The sequence below is a fragment of the Lysinibacillus sp. IITD104 genome, assembly GCF_036698265.2.
GTDB lineage: Bacteria > Bacillota > Bacilli > Bacillales_A > Planococcaceae > Lysinibacillus > Lysinibacillus boronitolerans.
This window is the reverse complement of sequence record NZ_JBAHYH020000001.1, coordinates 906,687-927,036: the sequence shown is the minus strand read 5'-3', so window position 1 is coordinate 927,036 and position 20,350 is coordinate 906,687. Positions and strand designations below refer to the sequence as shown.

Genomic DNA, 20,350 nt, shown 5'->3' with positions numbered 1-20,350 from the left:
TTTATACCGTTAATAATTCTTTATACTTTCAGTAGATTAACTGCCTAATCGCTCCATTAACGTGGCATAATCTAAATGACCATACTGAATGACGACACCCTCTTTTTCAACTACCGGAATCATTAGCATATATTTTTCATGTATACGATCATCCTGCTCTATATCAATTATTTCAATATCAAATAGAACATCTTCCTGAACAAGCTTTAATGTCTGTAGCCCTTCTACACATAAAGGACAATTCGCCCTACTAAAAAATTTAATTTTCATAGATAGCACCTCCTCCTTTATTATAAACGATGTGGCAATGAAGAAATGGCTACTATTCTTTGATGATGGTTATTTGAGCTGTCTTAGCCTGAGCCGTGCTGGAATGTTAAAGTTGTTACAGCTAAATTCAAAAATTCCTGCGCTGACACACGTTCTTCTTGTGCTATTACGCTGCTATTTGTTTCATTGGTAGCACGAACATCTTGCATTGTTGCAGGAATAACTACAGAGGTTGTTAAAATAATTGCTAACGATGCAGATAAAAATCTTTTTTTCAAAATGATTCCTCCCTATATCAGTTTACGTTATACCGATTGTCGATATATTTAAATTATAACAATTCTAGCATTATTAATTGAGAGGTTTTTGATTTAGCCAAAATGAAAGCGAACTAAATAGAATAGTTCGCCATTACCTCTATTAAAATTTCCTGCTTGCTCCCCCACCAGCAGAAGATCCCCCACCAAACCCGCCAAAGCTCCCTCTACTCGAATGTCCTCCACCAAAACTACCTGGATAACCGCCATAGCCTCCAGAGCGAGGACCTCCGCCACCTTTCGAAAAGAATGAATAGATAATAATAACAATGATAATGATTAGGATAATTAACCAAGTGGGTATGTCATCCTCTTCTTTTGTTTGCGCCGGCAAATCACCGTTCCAATTATACTCTTGGGCAACAGCGCGAAAAACTTCAGAATAAGTTGCTTGAAAAGCTTGATCTAAATTACCAATACTTGCTGAGGGATAAAATGCATTATCTAAAATGCGTCCTAATTTACCATCTGGTAATGCTCCTTCTAATCCCTGGCCCACTGCAATTACAACGTCGTTATTTCCTTCCCCTTGACCAAAGGTAGCTAAAATCAAGACACCGTTATTTTTTTCCTTATCTCCTATGCCCCATGAACGAATCAATTTTGTCGCATACATTTTCGGTTCTTGTCCATGAAGACTATCAATTGTGACAACCATGATTTCAGCCCCTGTGCCTTGATCCAATTGCTCGGAATAATGATTTATCTCTTCTTTGACATTCGCCGAAATGACATTAGCAAAGTCATGTATATACGTATTTTTCATAGGTGACGGCATCGTTGCTTTCGCTAGATTTGAGAAAAAAAGAAGCACCGAACAAACGATGATCATCTGTACAATGCAACGTTTCATTAATGGGTACCCGATTGGCTAAAGTCGATAGATGGTGCTTTGTCAGCTCCTGCTGCGGCTTTAAAGTATTCTTTTTGTTCGAAGCCAAACATTCCTGCCATTAAATTCCCCGGGAAACGTTTAACATGTTTATTGAATTGTTGCACCTCATTATTGTAATCCTCACGTGCTACAGCTAGACGATTTTCGGTACCTGCTAGCTCATCCATTAACTGGCGGAAGTTTGCATCTGACTTTAAGTTTGGATAATTTTCTACCACTACTAGTAAACGACTAAGAGCACCAGTTAAAGCATCATTGGCAACAGCTTGCTCCTCTGGTGTTCTTGCACTTCCCATTTGTGCACGTGCCTGCGTAATATTCGCTATCACCTCTTGCTCATGACTCGCATAGCCTTTCACAGATTCCACTAGATTGGGAATCAAATCATAGCGACGTTGGAGCTGATTTTCAACTTGTGCCCATTTAGAATCAACATTTTCCTCGGCTGTCACCAGGCTATTATATTTAGGTATAAATAATAAGGCGATTACAACAAGAATGATGACAATTATTCCAATTGGTCCAAGTAACTTTTTCAATTTTAAGCCTCCTTGACTTGCATTTCCTTCTATCTTTAGTCTACATTTTTACCTTTACATTTATACCGTATGAAATTGAATTGACACGACATACTAAATACTGCAACAAAAAATTATTGAGGAGGCGTTTTTTTTGTCACAATCGTTTTACAATGAATCATCAAACCAAACAAATTTCAATCAACAACATAGCCTAAATCATGGTGGACATGAAATGATGGACATGCATGAAACAATTGGCGAAATTATTGCAGGTATGAACCAAGCGATTATTTTGCGTCCCCATGTAAAAGATCCTGAATTACTCAATATTTTGGATCGCCAATATAATTTCACTCTTGGTATGTACAATACGATCGTAGAATCCTTCAAAACAGGACACGATCCATCTGTTCCAACAGGACGCTACCAAATGGAAACAGGAAATGACTTCAAATATGGCCTAAATCCTGGTCAACCAAAAAAGCCAATGCAAAACGCAAATGAAATCAATGATGAAGCCATTTCTGGATTTTTACTTGGCGCTCAAAAAGGAGCAGCAAAATGCATGACAACTGCTGCGTTGGAGACAACAAACCCTGTAGTTCGTCGCGTTGTTGCGGATAGTATTCCTAACTGTATCGAAATGGGATACGAATTATCCATTTATCAAAATAAACACGGCTATTATCAGGTGCCTCAGTACTCTCAACAGGATATGCAAGCGATGCTGAATGCATACGACACAACATCTAATCCCCTTCATTAAATAAGAACAGCACAAAAAAAGCGAACGAGCATGTCGTTCGCTTTTTCAGCTTTATAATACTTTTCCTAAAAACGCTTTCGTACGGTCGCTTTGTGGATTGCCGAATAGTTCCTCTGGAGACCCTTCTTCTACAATATAGCCCCCATCCATGAAGACTACTCGATCACCAACTTCACGAGCAAAGCCCATTTCATGTGTCACAACTACCATTGTCATCCCTTCAGCTGCTAGATTTTTCATAACATCTAGCACCTCTTTTACCATTTCAGGGTCAAGTGCTGAAGTTGGCTCGTCAAATAAAATAGCTTTTGGCTTCATTGCTAAGGCACGAGCAATCGCCACACGTTGTTGCTGACCACCTGATAGCTGCTCAGGATAATTATAGGCCTTGCTGTCGAGCCCGACCTTTTTTAATAGCTCATGTCCTAAAGCTTCTGCGTCTGTACGATTCATTTTACGAATTTGCATAGGTGCCATCGTGACATTATCAATAACCGTCATATGCGGGAATAAGTTAAATTGTTGAAACACCATACCCACTTCAGCGCGAATTTCATTGATATTCGTTTTAGGATCATTAATTTTTACATTTTCAATATAAATAGCACCATCCGTTACTTCTTCTAACATATTGATGCAACGGAGAAATGTACTTTTTCCTGAACCAGACGGCCCAATAACACAGACAACTTGTTTTTCTTGAATTTCATAATCGATTCCTTTTAATACTTCAAGCTTGCCAAAGTATTTGTGTAGGTTTTCAATTTTTATCATCTAGCTTCCCGCCCTTCTACCTTAGCTTTACGAGGGACATAGCTATTGCTAAATCGTTTCTCGATAAATGCCACAATTTTCGTTACACCATATGTTAAAACTAAATATAATAATGCTGCAACGATATACGGTTCCCAGAAGCGGAAGCTTGCACCAGCTACGACCTTACTAGCGTATAAAATATCTGGTGCTGCAATTACTGTTACGAGTGAAGAATCTTTTAATAATGCGATAAATTCATTTCCTAATGGTGGAATCATCCGTCTAAATGCTTGAGGTAAAATGACCTTACGCATCGCTTGGTTATGCGTTAATCCAAGAGAGCGAGCAGCCTCCATTTGTCCTTTTGCAATACTTTGAATCCCTGCACGGAAAATTTCTGCATTATAAGCAGCACAGTTTAAAATAAGCGCTGTAATCCCTGATACCATATAACCTAAAGAATGACCAAAAATTGTTGGAATAACTGCTAAGTGAATTAACAAGATTTGTACAAGCATCGGTGTTCCACGGAATAAATCGATATATAGTTTAGATGGCCAATAGATCCATTTTTTACTCGATAATTTTCCAAGGCCTAAAAATAGCCCTAATAGAATACCGCCAAAATAACCACTAAGTGTCAAAATAAGTGTTACGCCAATACCTCGTATAAACATATCTCGGTAGTTCCAGACAATGTCCCAGCGTAAGTCAAAGATGTCCATCCGAAAACCCCATTCCCCTTTAAATTACGATTAATAAATGAGCCGTTAGCACAGTTACTATGTTAGTAGCATCATGTCATTCATTTCTTACTAAAAATCAGTACCTGTAATTTCTTTTAATTTACCGTTTTCTTTAATCTTTTTAAGACCTTCGTTTAATTTATCTAGTAATTCTTTATTGCCTTTTTGAACCATGAAGCCATAGTATTCTTTTTCGAATGCGTCATCTTCAATTACTTTAAGTTTTTGATCTGGATGAGCCTTAATATATTCATAAACGACTGCGTTATCTCCGATAGCTGCATCAACATTACCATTTAGCATCTCTTGAATAGCGATTGGCTGACTTTCAAAAGCCATAATATTTGTACTTGCTTCCCCTTGAAGCTTTTTCGCCGCCATATGACCAGTAGCATTGATTTGTACTGATACTTTTTTATCTTTTAATTCATCAAGAGATTTAATTTTTGAATCTTCTTTCACAACAATTAATAACTGAGACTCATAGTATGGTTCTGTAAAATCAAACGATTCTTTACGTTCTTCTGTAATTGTGATCCCTGAAGCACCGATATCTGTTTCACCGTTTTTAATTGTTTGGAACACTGGCTCCCATCCAATATTATTCCACTCAACCTCAAAGTCCATCTCATCTGCAATAGCTTGTAGAATATCGACATCAATCCCTACAATTTTCCCTGAATCGTCAACAGATTCAAATGGTGCAAAAGTGGCCTCAGTACCTACTTTATAGACCTTTTTGCCATCTCCACCATCTTCTGAAGAAGAGCTACCTGAAGATGCCCCATCTTTTGTACCACATCCTGCAAGCGCTAATGTTAATGCCGCAATAATCATCAGTAACATCCAACCTGTTTTTTTCATTATATTTCCCCCTAGTTCGATAATTTTCCAAATTACGTATTATTTTTCGCAATTCGGAAATGTTAGACTATTAGGTCAATTATATTAACATTATAGTATTTAGACAACAACTTTTCGCATAAAACTAAATATTTTTTCATATAAATTTATATGAAATTCATATAATTTGAAAAAACATGTATAAATAACAAGAAAATAAACCTAAAACTAATATATATACAATGAGAACCATGCCAAATTTCGATAAATTTAGGCAAAAAAAAAGAATCCCCTCAGATAGGATTCTTTTTTTTCGACTATTGCTAGTCTCACGTACAGTATGTTCACTAAAAAATAATTTGGAGTTGTTGCTTTTTTGAAGGTTTGAAAGGAATAAATAGGGGAATAATGCCAACTAGGACAGTATTCCCTATTCTTCCTCTCGATCTCCAGTAAGCAGGCTGCTAAACTACTTATTAGGAGATGAGCTATAACAGTATATCAATTAATCAGTAAAATGGCGCCCTCGGAGGGAATCGAACCCCCAGTGCAAGAACCGGAATCTTACGTGTTATCCATTACACCACGAGGGCAAAAGACACAAAAAAAAAGTACTCACTCTAGGCTTACGAAAAGCATGATGTAGATAACCCTCATTTTTGAAGCATACCTGCAAAATAGTGTTCTGTACTTTAAACCTTATAACCTTAATCATTATACAAGCCTATCCTATATAATTCAACCATAGATTGCAAAAACAATTTATTTTTTTAATTTCACTTTAGCAGGGTTAATATTTGACCTTCCCTGACTATAATGTGTATGATAAGGATACAGCTGAAAAACAAAGGAAAATTTTCAGCAAAGGTATTCGAATTTAGCTTTTTAAGGAGGATTTAACATGAATTTAATTCCTACAGTTATTGAACAAACTAGTCGTGGTGAGCGTGCATATGACATTTATTCACGTCTACTTAAAGACCGTATTATCCTTTTAGGAAGTGCCATTGATGACAATGTTGCCAACTCCATTGTCGCTCAGCTTCTTTTCCTACAAGCAGAAGATCCAGATAAAGATATCTCTCTTTACATTAATTCACCTGGCGGATCCATTACGGCTGGTATGGCAATCTATGACACAATGCAAATTATTAAACCACAGGTACAAACAATTTGTATTGGTATGGCTGCATCAATGGGTGCTTTCCTACTTGCAGCTGGAGAACCTGGTAAACGTTTTGCCTTACCAAATGCTGAAGTTATGATTCACCAACCACTAGGTGGTGCGCAAGGGCAAGCGACAGAAATTGAAATTGCTGCTAAACGTATTTTATTCTTACGTGAAAAATTAAATGGCATTTTATCTGAACGCACTGGTCAACCACTTGAAGTCATTGCAAGAGACACAGATCGTGATAACTTCATGACTGCTGAACGTGCAAAAGAATATGGCTTAATTGACCACATTATGCATCGTAGCGATAATAAATAAAAAAGAGAAGGCATCACAGAATTGCTCTGTGATGCCTTTTGTATTTATTGAATGTTAATCTTCATTTTCAATAATTGTTGCCAACGCTGTAACCGCTTGCTCAGCATCGTTACCTTCGCTGCTTAAAGTCACTTCAGTACCTTTAGCAACTGCTAAGCTCATGACACCCATAATGGATTTGGCATTTACTTTTTTCTCGTCTTTTTCTAGAAAGATATCAGCACTAAAACGATTTGCTTCCTGCACAAATAGTGCTGCTTGTCTAGCTTGTAGTCCTAATTTTAATTTAACCTGGACTCTTCTCTCAATCATTCTCAAAACTCCCCTTCACTACCGTTCATCTATTAGTTTTATCTTACCTTACTTACAGGCAAAAGAACAATAAGCGATTAGCATGACATTCATACCTGAAAAGTATGATAACTTAACCACCTATTTTTTCACCACGCCTTAATGCATCCGCAATCTCATCAATTTTTCTCAATCGATGGTTAACACCAGATTTACTAACCGTTCCACTAGATACCATTTCACCAAGCTCTTTCAATGTCACATCTTGGTATTCAACACGGAGACGAGCTATTTCACGAAGCTTCTCTGGTAGTTGATCAAGACCAATTGAATTTTCAATAAATCGAATATTCTCTACCTGCCGTAATGCTGCACCAATGGTTTTATTTAAATTGGCAGTTTCACAGTTCACAATACGGTTGACACTATTACGCATATCTCGCAAAATCCGAACATCTTCAAATTTCATCATAGCCTGATGTGCGCCAACAATATTAAGGAAATCTGAAATTTTTTCCGCTTCCTTTAAGTACGTCACAAAGCCTTTTTTACGTTCGATTGTTTTGGCATTGAGTTCAAATTCATTCATCAAATCCATTAATGCTTCACCATGCTCTTTATATAAAGAATAAACCTCTAAATGATAAGCCGATGTTTCTGGATTATTGACAGAACCGCCTGCTAAAAAGGCTCCTCTTAAATAAGCTCTTTTTTGGCCACTCTTTTGAATGAGCTTTCTTGAGATAGTATGGTTAAATTGAAAGTCGTCTGAGATGATTTCTAAATCAATTAATAGCTCACGCGCACCTTCTCTTACACGACATATATACACATTATTTTTTTTCAATCGCATTTTCTTTCGAACAAGTAATTCCACATTGTACGGATACAATTTTTTCATAATCGTATATAGTCTTCTGGCTATTGCAGCGTTTTCGGTTTGCACGTCTAAGCTTAGTTGTTTATTTGCAAAGGATAATGAACCATTCATACGAATTAGGGCAGAAACTTCTGCTTTCATACAATGATCGTCCGCTTCTATTTGTGTCAATTCTTTTTTTGTTTCAGAAGCAAAAGACATATCACGCCCCCCTTTCAATCATGATTTCTATGTATATGTTCATCTTACCATATACAATAAAGCCATTATGTTTCTATTATTGGTCCTCTTACTTTTTGATGGTAAATATCAGCATAATCTACCAGCCATTCCGCAACATTCGTAGCATTATGGCGAACCGTTCCATCTGGTCGAATTGTAGCAATGTCCCGTTTAATAACTTCTAATCCCATACTTTCAAGCTTTGTTACGTCAAATGTTACTGGTTCCGCTCTTTCTTCTTTATACAATTCTTTTACAGGGTTCGGTAGTTCTTCATCATTTACTAAAATGGAATCGATAAAATCATGGCCAACATGCTTATGTATGGCTGTTACATGATCGCCTGCTGTATAAGAAATAGTTTCGCCCTTTTGTGTCATTAAATTACAAACATATATTTTTCTTCCTTTAGCCTTAACAACTGCTTCTCCTATTTCCTTCACAAGCAAATTCGGAATAATACTTGTATATAGGCTTCCTGGTCCTATTAAAATATAGTCTGCACGAAGTATTGCACGAATAGCTTCTGGTAACGGTTGCACATTTTCAGGTACTAAAAAAACGCGATTAATGCGTTTGGTCGCTGTAGGGATTTTTGATTCGCCCTCTATAATTGAGCCGTCATCAAGTACAGCATGTAGGGTGATTTTTTTATTAGCAGCTGGAATTACTCGACCATGAACTTTTAAAACCTTTCCCATCTCACTTATAGCATGACTGAAATCTCCGGTAATATCAGTAAGGGCTGTAAGCATTAAATTTCCTAAGGAGTGACCTCGTAAATCTTCAGATGCCGAAAAACGGTATTGAAACATTTGCTCTACAAGGGGCTCAATATCTGATAATGCTGCAATCACGTTGCGTACATCACCAGGTGGTGGGATATCATAATCATCACGTAAACGACCTGAAGATCCACCATCATCTGCTACTGTTACAATAGCAGTTATATCAAATGGGTGATGCTTCAGCCCGCGAAGTAACGTGGAAAGCCCTGTGCCACCACCAATTACCACAAGCTTTGTTTGCTTTTTCCCCATTCACTCATTCCTTTCTACGATTAATATCACGATGCGTAATAACCGTATTTTCCTTGCCCGCAAAATATGCACCAAAAAATTCTGCTAATGTCACGGAGCGATGCTGGCCCCCAGTACATCCAAAAGCAATAACAAGCTGTGATTTGCCTTCTTGTCGATAGAGCGGAATCATAAAGTCTAATAAATCCGTTAGTTTTTGTATTAGTATTTGTGTATCTTCCAACGCTAACACATAAGAAGATACCTCCGTTTGAAGACCCGTTTTTGGACGTAGCTCCTCCACATAGTACGGGTTTTTAAGGAAACGAACATCAAACACTAAGTCTGCATCAATCGGCATTCCATGTTTAAAGCCAAAAGACATAATATTAACGGTAAAAATAGTATCTGCCTCACTCGCAAATTCTTTGACGATTTTTTCACGTAATTGCTTTGGTTTCATGTTAGATGTGTTATAAACAAAATTGGCACGACCTTTTACGACAGATAAAAGTTCTCGTTCCTGTTTAATCCCATCTAGAGGTAAACCATTCACTGCTAATGGATGTGCACGTCTTGTTTCTTTATAACGTCTGACTAATGTGGCATCATCTGCATCTAAAAATAAAATACGAGCAACAATATCGCCTTCTTTTAGTATATGGTCTAATGCGCCAATTAGAGCATCAAAAAAGTCGCCTCCGCGCATATCCATCACTGCTGCAATTCGAGTACTGTTTTTACCAGAATCCCTTAGTAAGGTTAAAAAAGTTGTAAGTAACGCAGGTGGTAAATTATCAATACAGTAATACCCTAAATCCTCAAAGCTTTGAATAGCTACTGTTTTCCCAGCCCCAGACATTCCTGTAATAATAACCAATTCATGTGTACTTTGTTGGCCTTCAACCACCACTGTCATGCAACTCCTTTATTGTTCTTTTGAAATTTGTATTTTTTGATGAAGTAATTCAAAATCCGTTGTATAGTCAAACGTGCCATACTGAATGCCTGATTGCGAAACAGCAAATTGTAAATTAGTTCGATCTCCTTCAGCCATTGGCAAATGTGCTAAATCCTCTACTGGGTGCCATGCAAGTTTGCCTTCTCTTGTTTCTTCAAATGGTACTCCATCTACATCCTTTGCAACAAATGTATAGAGCATCCATTCATCCACTACATCATTGTTTTCTTTAATGATCATCGTATAAACACCCTTTAAATGAACATGTAAAGGTGTGACATTTGTCTCTTCTTGAAACTCACGAATAGCAGCCTCAAAGATTGACTCGCCGCTCTCCATTTTCCCTCCTGGAGCTACATACCAGCCTCGTCTTGGTTTCTGAAGTAATAATACTTTACCGTCTTTTACGGCAATTAAATTTGCAATTCTTTGCATAGGCACACCTCTAATCACTTTTGCATTCTACTCTTCATTATAACAAGACCTTGTAAGATTTGTCCTCATTTACAACTCTTGTACGCAGACTATTAACAATTTAGTTCTATTCAAAGATAACCATCTCATCTTGGGCGAAATTTACGTGTTTCGTGATATTATTATTTGATTTTTTACACATAAAAAAGTAGGCTGCTCCCACCTAATGGAGGCGGAAACAACCTACTAAACAAAATAAAAGGGGGATTGCTAATTACATTTTTAATCATACACCTTTTATATGTCATTCAAGTTACAGCAATATTAAAACCACATTAAAATTGTATTTTTTTCCTTAAAATAGCCATGTTAGGCATTAATCTTCTCTAATAGCTCTTCTACATAATGTTGAACAGCTTGCGCGGCAATACTACCGTCACCAGTTGCTGTTACAATTTGACGAAGTGATTTTTCACGAACATCTCCAGCTGCAAAGATACCTGGGATTTTTGTTTCCATCGTGTCATTTGTCAAAATATAGCCAGCGTCATTTAAAATACCTAATGATTCAAATGGTTTAGTTAAAGGTAGCATACCAATATAGACGAATACACCATCTGTAGCAAATTCAGATTCTGTACCATCAACAGTTGATTGTAGTGTTACACTGCCAACTTTACCATTCGCTTCATTGATTTCTTTGACAGTTGCATTCCAAATGAAATCAATTTTTTCATTGGCGAAGGCACGATCTTGTAAAATTTTTTGTGCACGTAATTTATCGCGACGGTGGACAATTGTCACTTTATCTGCAAAGCGAGTTAAATAAACACCCTCTTCAACCGCTGAATCTCCGCCACCTACGACAACAAGATTTTTTTGTTTAAAGAATGCACCATCACATACTGCACAGTAGCTGACACCACGGCCACCAAGTTCTTTTTCACCTGGCACACCCATTTTTTTATATTCTGCACCAGTTGTAATAATAATAGCACGTGTTTTATATTCTTTTGCGCCTGATTTAATTGTTTTATATTCTTCTCCATCGATGATTTCCGTTACATCACCATAGGCGTATTCAGCACCAAATTTTTTAGCATGCTCAAACATTTTTGTAGAAAGCTCTGGTCCTAAAATTGTCTCAAAACCTGGGTAGTTTTCCACTTCTTCTGTGTTTGCCATTTGTCCACCCGGAATGCCACGTTCAATCATTAATGTTGACAAATTCGCACGAGATGTATAGACGGCAGCAGTCATCCCAGCAGGACCTGCACCAATAATTACTACATCATAAATTTTTTCTTCTGACATAAATACTTCCCCCTAAACAGAATACTTTTTATCTTCATTCAACCAATACACATAACGTCATTATAGAAGAAGATTAATGACGCTACGAAAAAATTGGTGATAGCGTTAGTATGTTCATCGTATGTGAAAGTATAAAGTTATTCAACTATGTTGCTCATACTTTAATTATGACTGTTTGGCAAAAACGTTAAGATTTCATCAATATACTTCGATAATGTAGATACAGATACTCCATATTGCTGTGCAATTTCCTTTTTTGTCACTTTGAGCATTTGTGAAGATCTGAATAAATAATCATTTGCTCCTGCAATTGCTGTTGGATTTGTAAAACGATAATTTTCTACTAAAGCTTGTTCACATAGCACAAACCACATTTGAAACATAGGTACTATTAATGATGATAGCTTTCCATACTGTTCTAATAAAATTTCTGAGACCTGTACTGACCGTAAAAAGCTTGCTTCTACTTTGTTTTTCTTATCAAATTCATGTCCTAGTGCATAAGCCAAAAATAATTTCTCAAAAGAGCCTAATTGTTCAATATTAATCCATTTTGGATGGGCAATAATTTCTTGCTTATGCGCTGTGCCTTTCAGTAAAAACAAGCCAAAAATGCGCTCACTTGTATAAGTGCTCTCTAATTTTTCAACAATAAAATCACGATCATGCTCCAATGCATCAAGCCCAAATTCATTTTCTTGTTGACGCCAAGGTTCAAAGCCCTCTTTGTCTGGGTCTAATTCTAGAAGCTGATCCCAAGCACTTTTCGAAATCTCCTCATGTCCTGAGAAATAGGCAGCATGCGACAACCAAAAGTAAAATCCTGCATCTCCTACATAGCCTCTCTTTTGCATACTGCGCAGCCATTTATAGGCTAATTCATATTGGCCGATTAAGGCTAATGTAGCCCCAAGTTTATATCGATGCTCCCAAGTATAGGGTTGAATTTTGACAAGAACATTTAACAGTTCCTGTAAATCCTCTTCATTTTTTTCATAATACGCAATCACCGTTAAATTGCATAATGCATGTAGATTGCCCTTATTTTCACGTAGCACTGTATGCAAGAGAGCCTTTGCTTGCTCTTCTTCTCCAACATAAAAATAAGCGAGTGCTAGATTATTATAGGCGGACCAAAATGCTGGTCGATCTTCAATTAAATCTTCTAAAATAGTAATAGCTTCAGGAAAATCTCCCTTTTCCATGCAACGACGAGCTTGCTCCTGACGATATAAATCCTCACCAGAGCCTTCAAGCTCTTCAAAATCATCTTGCTCAAAAGCGACAAACTCTAATATTTCTGCCGCTTCATCTGCATAAGCACCCTCAGGTTCTAGCTTTAAATATTCTTCAGCGAAGCGTTTTGCATCATGCATGATGCCCACACATCCTGATACTTCTGCCATGTAAAATATGATTTCTGGATTATCTGGATCAATTTGATAGGCGCGACGAAGTAGATCATACGCTTCCTCAAAGCGTTGACCTTCTAACTCTACTATGGCTAACTGCAAGATAATCATTGGATCGTCGGGGCTTAAATCTACCGCACGCTGTAAATATTTATAGGCTTTATTCATTTGTCCACTGTTCATTGCTTGAATTGATTTCTTATAATAATAGTCGCCTGTTGGAATGAACGACACTATATTCGATTGAGTCTCATTTTGACGTTTCTTTTCCAATATATTTCCTCCGAAACAAGAAATAAGGAACGTATTTTACGTTCCTTTACACAGTATCTCCTATTATACCACACAATCAATAATATGCTGTTATTTCTCCTCGTGACGTTTTTCCAACACATGTAGAACATCATAAATGCTTACTTTTTGTTCTTGTAATAATACTAGTAGGTGATAAATTAAATCAGCAGCCTCCCATTTTACTTCCTCAGCATCTCGGTTTTTGGCACCAATAACCACCTCTGTTGCTTCTTCCCCAACCTTTTTACAGATTTTATCAATACCCTTATCAAATAAATATGTAGTGTACGCTCCTTCTGGCATTTCCTGCTCTCGCTTTTCGATGACACGAGCAAGTTTAGAAATGATGTCAATAGAGCCTACCTTCTCATTTTGCTGAATGACTTCAGTGAAGCAAGAAATTGTACCATTATGACATGCTGGCCCCGTCGGTAGAACCTCCACTATTAACGCATCTTGATCACAATCTGCTTTGATTGACACTACTTTTTGTGTATGGCCACTTGTTGCTCCCTTATGCCAAAGCTCTTGACGGGAACGAGAATAAAACCAAGTTTCCCCTGATTCAATGGTTTTAGCTAATGACTCCTTATTCATATATGCTACTGTTAATACCTCTTTTGTATTGGCATCTTGTACTACAGCTGTAACAAGACCTCTCTCATCAAATTGAATGTTCTCTATCATCTTACCGCCACTCCTTTTTCACGTAAGTATTCCTTTACTTGCGCTACACTCGTTTCTTTATAATGGAAGATGGAGGCTGCTAGTGCAGCATCTGCATCTACCTCATGTGCTAATACTTCGTAAAAATGTTCGGCATGTCCTGCTCCACCACTGGCAATCACAGGAACTGTCACAGCTTCACGTACTGCTTTGGTTAAGGCTAAATCAAAGCCTGATTTTTCTCCATCTTGATTCATACTTGTTAATAAAATCTCACCAGCTCCTAAGCGTACAGCCTCTTTTGCCCATTCAATAGCTGACCAAGATGTTTTGTTGCGTCCACCATGTGTATAAACCATCCATGTGCCATCTTCCTCACTATAGCGAGCATCAATTGCTACAACAATGCATTGTGCGCCAAAGTAATCAGAGCCTTCCTTAATAAGTGCAGGTCTTTCCAACGCGGATGTATTCACCGAAACTTTATCAGCACCTGCTCGTAAAATACGCTTCATATCATCCAACGTACGAATGCCTCCGCCAACAGTAAAGGGTATGGCAAGCGTAGCCGCTGTTTGACGAACGACATCTACCATCGTTTCTCGACCTTCATGTGAAGCAGAAATATCTAAAAATACAAGCTCATCTGCTCCTTGTTCATCATAGAACTTCGCAAGCTCTACAGGATCTCCTGCATCTCGGATAGAGACAAATTGTATACCTTTTACAACACGACCTTCTTTCACATCAAGACATGGGATAATACGTTTTGTTAGCATGCTTTCACACCTTTCAACCATTGCTCTAATAAATAAACACCTAATTCCCCTGATTTTTCAGGGTGAAATTGCATGCCAGTCACAGAACCATTCGTCACAATACCAGGTACTTTAATGCCATAGTAATCAGCATAGGCAACAAGCTCTGATTCTACTATATCTGTTGCATAAAAGGAGTGAACAAAATAGACATGCTTGGCTGATACTTCATTGTGTAACCATGCAGGACGATTTGCCACAATCAGTTCATTCCACCCCATATGTGGTACTCTATATGCTTGGCCCTCTTGGCTACCACTAAAGCGTTTAATACATCCCTTGAAAAAGCCTAACCCCTTTGTTGGGGTTACTTCATCACTTTGCTCGAATAATAATTGCATGCCTAGACAAATCCCTAAAAGAGGACGGTTTTCGCTTTGTACCTTCTGTAAATATTGATCTAAGTTTGTTTCAGCTAAACGCTTTCTGGCATCAGGGAATGCACCCACCCCGGGTAATAAAAGTGCGTCAGCTGTATCTAACGCCTTCTCATCAGCAGTTATAATAACCTTACAGCCAAGCCGTTTTAATGCTTGCTCCACACTAAATAAATTGCCCATACCATAATCAATAACACCTATTTTCACGTCAACAGCCCCTTAGTAGATGGTACGCCTTTTACACGCGGGTCAATTTCCACTGCGGCATCAATCGCACGTGCTAATGCTTTGAAAATTGCCTCAATAATGTGATGTGTATTCTGGCCATAAGGTACAATCACGTGAACATTCATCCTTGCCTCAAGGGCAAATTTCCATAAAAATTCATGCACTAATTCTGTATCAAATGTTCCTACTTTTTCTTTTAATGCTGGCACACGATACTCTAAATGAGGTCGATTCGAACAATCGACCACTACCTGAGCTAGTGCGTCATCCATCGGTACAAAGGCGTTACCATAGCGTTTAATGCCTTTTTTATCACCAAGTGCTTCTCGAACAGCCTGACCTAATACAATACCAAGGTCCTCTGTTGTATGGTGATCATCAATATAAGTATCGCCATTAGCATGTATTGTGCCATTAAATAGTCCATGCTTAATAAATAAGTCAAGCATATGGTCCATAAAACCTACGCCTGTTTGGATATCAACCTTGCCCTCACCATCTAAATCAATGGCTACTGAAATTTGCGTTTCATTCGTTGTACGCTCTATCTTTGCATATCGTTTCTTTTCTGTCATCGTCCTATTCCTTCTCCCATCCACGTGATTCCACTGCACGAGCATGTCCCTCTAAGCCTTCCATACGCGCTAGACGTGCAATTTTTGATGCATTGTCACTCCAGGTTTTTTTACTATAGTAAACAATACTTGATTTTTTCACAAAATCATCGACATTTAAGCCACTTGCAAAACGAGCCGTACTATTGGTTGGTAGTACATGATTGGTCCCTGCAAAATAATCACCAACTGGCTCAGAACTATATCGACCTATAAAAATACCGCCAGCATGTCTTATTTGCTCAGCTAGTGCCTCCGCATTTTCTGTCACAATTTCTAAATGCTCTGGTGCTAATGAATTAATAGCTTCCACTGCATCCGCTAATGTTTCAGCTACATAAATTACCCCAAATTTCTCTATAGAAGCACGCGCTACTTCTTGACGTGGTAAGTTCAGCAGCTGCTTCTCTACTTCCTCAGCTACTTTTTTAGCTAATTGCTCTGAGGTTGTGACAAGAATTGCGCAAGCTAGCGGATCGTGCTCTGCTTGTGATAAAAGGTCTGCAGCAATTTCATCAGGATAGGCTGTATCATCAGCCAGCACAGCAATTTCACTCGGTCCAGCGATCATATCAATGGCCACTTCTCCAAATACCTCACGTTTGGCAAGTGCCACATAAATATTTCCTGGACCTGTTATTTTATCGACTGGGGAAATTGTTTCCGTGCCATAGGCAAGTGCAGCTATGGCCTGTGCCCCACCAACTTTATAAATCTCATCAATCCCTAAAAGGTGAGCCGCCACAAGTACACCTGCTGGTAGTTTCCCTTTCTGCCCTGCAGGTGAAGTAATAACAATACGTTTCACCCCTGCAACCTGCGCTGGTATCACGTTCATCAATACAGATGAAGGGTAGGCTGCTGTACCACCTGGAACATATAGTCCTACTGCATCTAAGGCCGTTACCCGTTGACCTAACCAAGAACCCTCTCCCAGTTCTAGGCGATACCCTGAACGTATTTGTTGTTCATGATAAAAGCGAATATTTTCTGCTGCTTCCGCTAAGTCCTTATAAAGTTGAGGATCAAGTTCACTTACTGCTTCTTGTATTTCTTCTTCAGAGACGCGCAAACTCTTAGGGACATAGCCATCCCACATCTCAGTATAGGTACGTAACGCCGCATCTCCCTGTACCTTAACATCCGAAAGGACTTGTCGCACAACTTTTATTTGTTCCTCATTTCCTCCTTCAAGTGGTCTTTTTAAGGAAATGCCTTTTTCAAGCTTTGTTATTTTCATCGGATTAATCCCCTTTAGTCCTTCATATGTAGCTAAAAATGATTACTCTTTCTGCTCATTCACACATTTCTTTAATCGCTTCACAAGATCAATAATACGCTCACCTTTCATACGATAACTTACTGGGTTTGCAATTAATCGAGAAGAGACAGCAGTAATAAATTCATATTCTACTAAGCCGTTCTCTTTTAATGTACGACCTGTAGAAACAATATCGACAATTCGATCAGCTAAGCCAATCATTGGTGCTAATTCAATAGAACCATTGAGCTCGATTATTTCCACTTGCTCACCAATGCCTTTGTAGTACTTCATTGCAATATTCGGATATTTCGTAGCAATTCTTGGCGCAATCTCATTCATGGAGTTGTTTGGTAAGCCTGCAGAAGCGATATAGCAATTACTAATTTTCAAATCAAGTAATTCATGCACCTCTCGCTGTTGCTCTAACAAGACATCCTTACCAGCAATACCTATATCCGCAACACCATGTTCAACATAGACAGGAACATCCATTGGCTTTGATAAAATAAAGCGAATTTTTTCCTCTGGTATTTCAATCATTAATTTACGTGACATTTCTACTTCTTCTGGTAAATTAAAGCCTGCCTCTAACAGCATTTGATATGCCTCTTCAAAGATTCGTCCTTTGGGCATTGCAATCGTTAATTCATTCACCGCCAACTTCCTCCTGTCCAACTACCACCACTTCTGTAAAGTATGCTAAAAAGGCCGCTTCATCGACTAGACTACTACGTAACTGCAAAGTAGCTAATTTTCCTGCTGCTCGTAAAGTTTTAACCTTTAGTAAAGCTTCCTCAAATTGTTCTTCTTCAAAAAGAACAACTGTTGCTTCCTGTCGTTTCACTGATTGCCCGTTTAATGTTTCTAATAAACGATCCACACGAATACTAAATCCTGTAGCACCAACCTTTGAACCAAAAACTTCTAACAAGCCATCATAACGACCACCATTTCCTAATAAAAAGCCACTTCCCACAGCAAATACTTCAAATAGCATACCCGTGTAATAACTCATATGACTCGAAAGTGTGAAATCGAAAGCTACATAATCAGCTAAATCAGCCATTTCAAGTAGTTGAGCAAGTTGTTGCATATATTCTAATGCATCATTTTTGCGGACATATTTTTCAATATCTCGTATATCTCTGACATTCATGGCTTCTTCAATAAATTGTAAGAGGGCATCGGATTTAGCTTTAGGCAGATCAAATGACTCTACTGCTTCTTCAAACCCTACGTAATTTCGTTGGACAAGCAATGTTCTAAGCGTTGTTTGCTGTTCGATACTCTCTGTGTAATCTTGTAAAATGCAATTTAATATACCAGCATGTCCAATTGTGATTTTAAACTCTTCCAATTTAAAATGCTTTAATAGCTCCATTGCCGTTACAATAACTTCTGCATCGGCAAAAACTGATTGATCACCTATTAACTCAATTCCCATTTGATCAAACTCAGCTGGCCTGCCACCTTCTGCTTCCTGAGCTCGAAAAACGCTGGCAAAATAGGCAAGGCGTAATGGAATCATTTCCTTTAATAGTTTCGATGTAGCTACTCGGGCAATCGGTGTAGTCATGTCAGGTCGCAGCACTAACGTATTCCCTTGGCTATCCACTAACTTAAATAAATGAGCATCAGCAATCGCTGAAGCCTTCCCCACTGTATCGAAATACTCCACCGCAGGCGTTTTTATAAACTCATAACCCCTTTTATATAAAAAGTCTCTACCAGCATGTCTAACTGCTTCAACTTTCTCATAGATTTGCGGAAATGTATCGCGCATTCCAAGTGGTTTTTCAAACATTTTTATCGACGACATATGGACACTTCCTCACATTTCACTTTATTTCACTAGAGTGTTAGAGAATTAGATTATGAAAGAATTTTAACTTATTTCAATAAAACAGTCAACGTTATCCTCATTAATTATCGAAATCTTTAAATACTTATTATTCTGTTAATTATACACATTGAATTGAAAAGACTTGCAAAAAAAGCATGACTCATTTTTCTTATAATTTGACAAAATGCTTTAGCGAGAACAAGAATAGGTCTAAAATGTGACAAAACAATTATCAAACTTTTATATTAATACCTTTCAAAAAACTTAATTTAGAATAGCATTAATAACAAAAAGAACCATTTACACTACACATTGGTGCGATTTATTATGGAAAAGGTGATTTTATACTGGTGACAAAGTGTCACTTCACTCAACTGAAAACATTGATGGAACTGCAATTAAATTAACTTTTGTTGAAACAACTTGCTTAGGCGATCATGACACTTGTAAATTCAAATCAGACTATGACATAGCTCTTATATAAACAGTAAAAGCTACTCCAAAAACTAGTGTGTTTTGGAGTAGCTTTTTTATGCTAAAAAACTCACGAAGTATAGAACCATACTACGTGAGTTTTTATTATTTCTTTGGTGTACACCACTCTACAACCTCATTACGTTTGCGCTCTGCCATTTGTTCAGCTGTATAAATAATTTGCATCGGATTACCCCCTGCTAAACAGCCTGCTGGCACATCCTTATGTACAAGTGTGGCAGCTGAAACAATGGCGCCATCACCAATTGTTACACCTGGTAAAATGGTTGAATTTGCCCCAATCATTACTTCATTTCCAATATGAACATCACCTAAGCGATATTCCTCTATTAAATATTCATGTGCTAAAATGGTTGTGTTAAATCCAATCACAGTGTTGTCTCCAATAAAAATTCGTTCAGGAAACATGGTATCTGGCATGACCATTAAGGCTAATGACGTTTGCTTACCAATAGTCATGCTTAAAAATGTACGATAAAGCCAGTTTTTCACACGTAAAAATGGTGTGAAGCGTCCGATTTGAATGACAATGAAACACTTCATCACCTTCCAAAAGGACACCGTGTCATATATATTCCAAAGTGAATTGGCTCCTTGGACACGGTAACGTTCTGTTTTACGCGCCATCT

24 protein-coding genes and 1 tRNA gene are annotated in these 20,350 nt (G+C 37.9%); 2 read left to right on the top strand and 23 right to left on the bottom strand.

What is annotated here, in order from left to right:
* Nucleotides 1-36: 36 nt before the first annotated feature.
* The 4 genes from V1L66_RS04830 to V1L66_RS04815 form a co-directional block, all read right to left on the bottom strand.
* Nucleotides 37-270, bottom strand: a complete 234-nt coding sequence (locus tag V1L66_RS04830; RefSeq protein WP_054549560.1) for a glutaredoxin family protein — start codon at nt 268-270, stop codon at nt 37-39.
* An 83-nt stretch (nt 271-353) separates the two neighbouring features.
* Nucleotides 354-548: a hypothetical protein gene (locus V1L66_RS04825; RefSeq protein WP_255601261.1), complete on the bottom strand. Its 195-nt coding sequence runs from the start codon at nt 546-548 to the stop codon at nt 354-356.
* Between the two features lie 142 nt (nt 549-690).
* The gene (locus V1L66_RS04820; RefSeq protein WP_333003731.1) at nt 691-1,440 is read right to left on the bottom strand and encodes a TPM domain-containing protein; all 750 of its coding nucleotides are present in this window, start codon (nt 1,438-1,440) and stop codon (nt 691-693) included.
* Nucleotides 1,440-2,021 (bottom strand): LemA family protein, encoded by a 582-nt coding sequence (locus V1L66_RS04815; protein WP_036078810.1) that lies wholly within the window; start codon nt 2,019-2,021, stop codon nt 1,440-1,442. The genes V1L66_RS04820 and V1L66_RS04815 overlap by 1 nt, the downstream gene beginning before the upstream one ends.
* A gap of 133 nt (nt 2,022-2,154) precedes the next feature.
* Between V1L66_RS04815 and V1L66_RS04810 the strand changes: the two genes are divergently transcribed.
* Nucleotides 2,155-2,769: a spore coat protein gene (locus tag V1L66_RS04810; RefSeq protein WP_036078811.1), complete on the top strand. Its 615-nt coding sequence runs from the start codon at nt 2,155-2,157 to the stop codon at nt 2,767-2,769.
* A 51-nt stretch (nt 2,770-2,820) separates the two neighbouring features.
* Here V1L66_RS04810 and V1L66_RS04805 read toward each other — a convergent pair whose 3' ends face one another.
* The 4 genes from V1L66_RS04805 to V1L66_RS04790 form a co-directional block, all read right to left on the bottom strand.
* Nucleotides 2,821-3,543, bottom strand: a complete 723-nt coding sequence (locus tag V1L66_RS04805) for an amino acid ABC transporter ATP-binding protein (protein WP_048390865.1) — start codon at nt 3,541-3,543, stop codon at nt 2,821-2,823.
* Nucleotides 3,540-4,250: an amino acid ABC transporter permease gene (locus tag V1L66_RS04800; protein WP_004228035.1), complete on the bottom strand. Its 711-nt coding sequence runs from the start codon at nt 4,248-4,250 to the stop codon at nt 3,540-3,542. The genes V1L66_RS04805 and V1L66_RS04800 overlap by 4 nt, the downstream gene beginning before the upstream one ends.
* Before the next feature lie 90 nt (nt 4,251-4,340).
* Complete coding sequence (locus tag V1L66_RS04795; RefSeq protein ID WP_016993913.1) at nt 4,341-5,135, bottom strand: basic amino acid ABC transporter substrate-binding protein; 795 nt, start codon at nt 5,133-5,135, stop codon at nt 4,341-4,343.
* A 497-nt stretch (nt 5,136-5,632) separates the two neighbouring features.
* Nucleotides 5,633-5,707 (bottom strand) — tRNA-Arg (locus V1L66_RS04790).
* A 308-nt stretch (nt 5,708-6,015) separates the two neighbouring features.
* Here V1L66_RS04790 and clpP point away from each other — a divergent pair.
* Nucleotides 6,016-6,606, top strand: coding sequence for an ATP-dependent Clp endopeptidase proteolytic subunit ClpP (gene clpP / locus V1L66_RS04785; RefSeq protein ID WP_004228025.1), 591 nt, complete (start codon nt 6,016-6,018; stop codon nt 6,604-6,606).
* Nucleotides 6,607-6,660: 54 nt separating this feature from the next.
* Here clpP and V1L66_RS04780 read toward each other — a convergent pair whose 3' ends face one another.
* From V1L66_RS04780 to V1L66_RS04710, 15 genes are all read right to left on the bottom strand, one after another.
* Entirely contained in the window at nt 6,661-6,918 is a 258-nt protein-coding gene (locus V1L66_RS04780; RefSeq protein WP_004228023.1) for an HPr family phosphocarrier protein, read from the bottom strand.
* 112 nt (nt 6,919-7,030) lie between these two features.
* Nucleotides 7,031-7,978 (bottom strand): DNA-binding protein WhiA, encoded by a 948-nt coding sequence (gene whiA, locus V1L66_RS04775; protein WP_036078812.1) that lies wholly within the window; start codon nt 7,976-7,978, stop codon nt 7,031-7,033.
* 65 nt (nt 7,979-8,043) lie between these two features.
* Nucleotides 8,044-9,039: a YvcK family protein gene (locus tag V1L66_RS04770; protein ID WP_333003739.1), complete on the bottom strand. Its 996-nt coding sequence runs from the start codon at nt 9,037-9,039 to the stop codon at nt 8,044-8,046.
* A 4-nt stretch (nt 9,040-9,043) separates the two neighbouring features.
* Nucleotides 9,044-9,937 carry an RNase adapter RapZ gene (rapZ, locus tag V1L66_RS04765; protein WP_026023440.1) on the bottom strand — a complete coding sequence of 298 codons (894 nt, stop codon included), beginning with the start codon at nt 9,935-9,937 and terminating at the stop codon, nt 9,044-9,046.
* 9 nt (nt 9,938-9,946) lie between these two features.
* Nucleotides 9,947-10,414, bottom strand: a complete 468-nt coding sequence (locus V1L66_RS04760) for an 8-oxo-dGTP diphosphatase (RefSeq protein ID WP_016993558.1) — start codon at nt 10,412-10,414, stop codon at nt 9,947-9,949.
* 348 nt (nt 10,415-10,762) lie between these two features.
* Nucleotides 10,763-11,707: a thioredoxin-disulfide reductase gene (gene trxB / locus V1L66_RS04755; RefSeq protein WP_036078816.1), complete on the bottom strand. Its 945-nt coding sequence runs from the start codon at nt 11,705-11,707 to the stop codon at nt 10,763-10,765.
* Between the two features lie 161 nt (nt 11,708-11,868).
* Nucleotides 11,869-13,392 carry a tetratricopeptide repeat protein gene (locus V1L66_RS04750; RefSeq protein ID WP_258860819.1) on the bottom strand — a complete coding sequence of 508 codons (1,524 nt, stop codon included), beginning with the start codon at nt 13,390-13,392 and terminating at the stop codon, nt 11,869-11,871.
* 90 nt (nt 13,393-13,482) lie between these two features.
* Entirely contained in the window at nt 13,483-14,100 is a 618-nt protein-coding gene (gene hisIE / locus V1L66_RS04745) for a bifunctional phosphoribosyl-AMP cyclohydrolase/phosphoribosyl-ATP diphosphatase HisIE (RefSeq protein ID WP_016993559.1), read from the bottom strand.
* Nucleotides 14,097-14,858 carry an imidazole glycerol phosphate synthase subunit HisF gene (gene hisF / locus V1L66_RS04740; RefSeq protein WP_016993560.1) on the bottom strand — a complete coding sequence of 254 codons (762 nt, stop codon included), beginning with the start codon at nt 14,856-14,858 and terminating at the stop codon, nt 14,097-14,099. Before hisF ends, hisIE begins: the two co-directional genes overlap by 4 nt.
* On the bottom strand, nt 14,852-15,484 hold the full coding sequence (gene hisH / locus V1L66_RS04735) for an imidazole glycerol phosphate synthase subunit HisH (RefSeq protein ID WP_333003746.1): 633 nt from the start codon (nt 15,482-15,484) through the stop codon (nt 14,852-14,854). The genes hisF and hisH overlap by 7 nt, the downstream gene beginning before the upstream one ends.
* On the bottom strand, nt 15,481-16,080 hold the full coding sequence (hisB, locus tag V1L66_RS04730) for an imidazoleglycerol-phosphate dehydratase HisB (RefSeq protein WP_333003747.1): 600 nt from the start codon (nt 16,078-16,080) through the stop codon (nt 15,481-15,483). The genes hisH and hisB overlap by 4 nt, the downstream gene beginning before the upstream one ends.
* Before the next feature lie 4 nt (nt 16,081-16,084).
* Entirely contained in the window at nt 16,085-17,359 is a 1,275-nt protein-coding gene (hisD, locus tag V1L66_RS04725; RefSeq protein ID WP_016993563.1) for a histidinol dehydrogenase, read from the bottom strand.
* Between the two features lie 42 nt (nt 17,360-17,401).
* On the bottom strand, nt 17,402-18,037 hold the full coding sequence (hisG, locus tag V1L66_RS04720; RefSeq protein ID WP_333003748.1) for an ATP phosphoribosyltransferase: 636 nt from the start codon (nt 18,035-18,037) through the stop codon (nt 17,402-17,404).
* The gene (locus tag V1L66_RS04715; RefSeq protein ID WP_333003749.1) at nt 18,030-19,202 is read right to left on the bottom strand and encodes an ATP phosphoribosyltransferase regulatory subunit; all 1,173 of its coding nucleotides are present in this window, start codon (nt 19,200-19,202) and stop codon (nt 18,030-18,032) included. Before V1L66_RS04715 ends, hisG begins: the two co-directional genes overlap by 8 nt.
* A gap of 603 nt (nt 19,203-19,805) precedes the next feature.
* Nucleotides 19,806-20,348, bottom strand: coding sequence for a DapH/DapD/GlmU-related protein (locus V1L66_RS04710; RefSeq protein WP_016991706.1), 543 nt, complete (start codon nt 20,346-20,348; stop codon nt 19,806-19,808).
* Nucleotides 20,349-20,350: the final 2 nt, after the last annotated feature.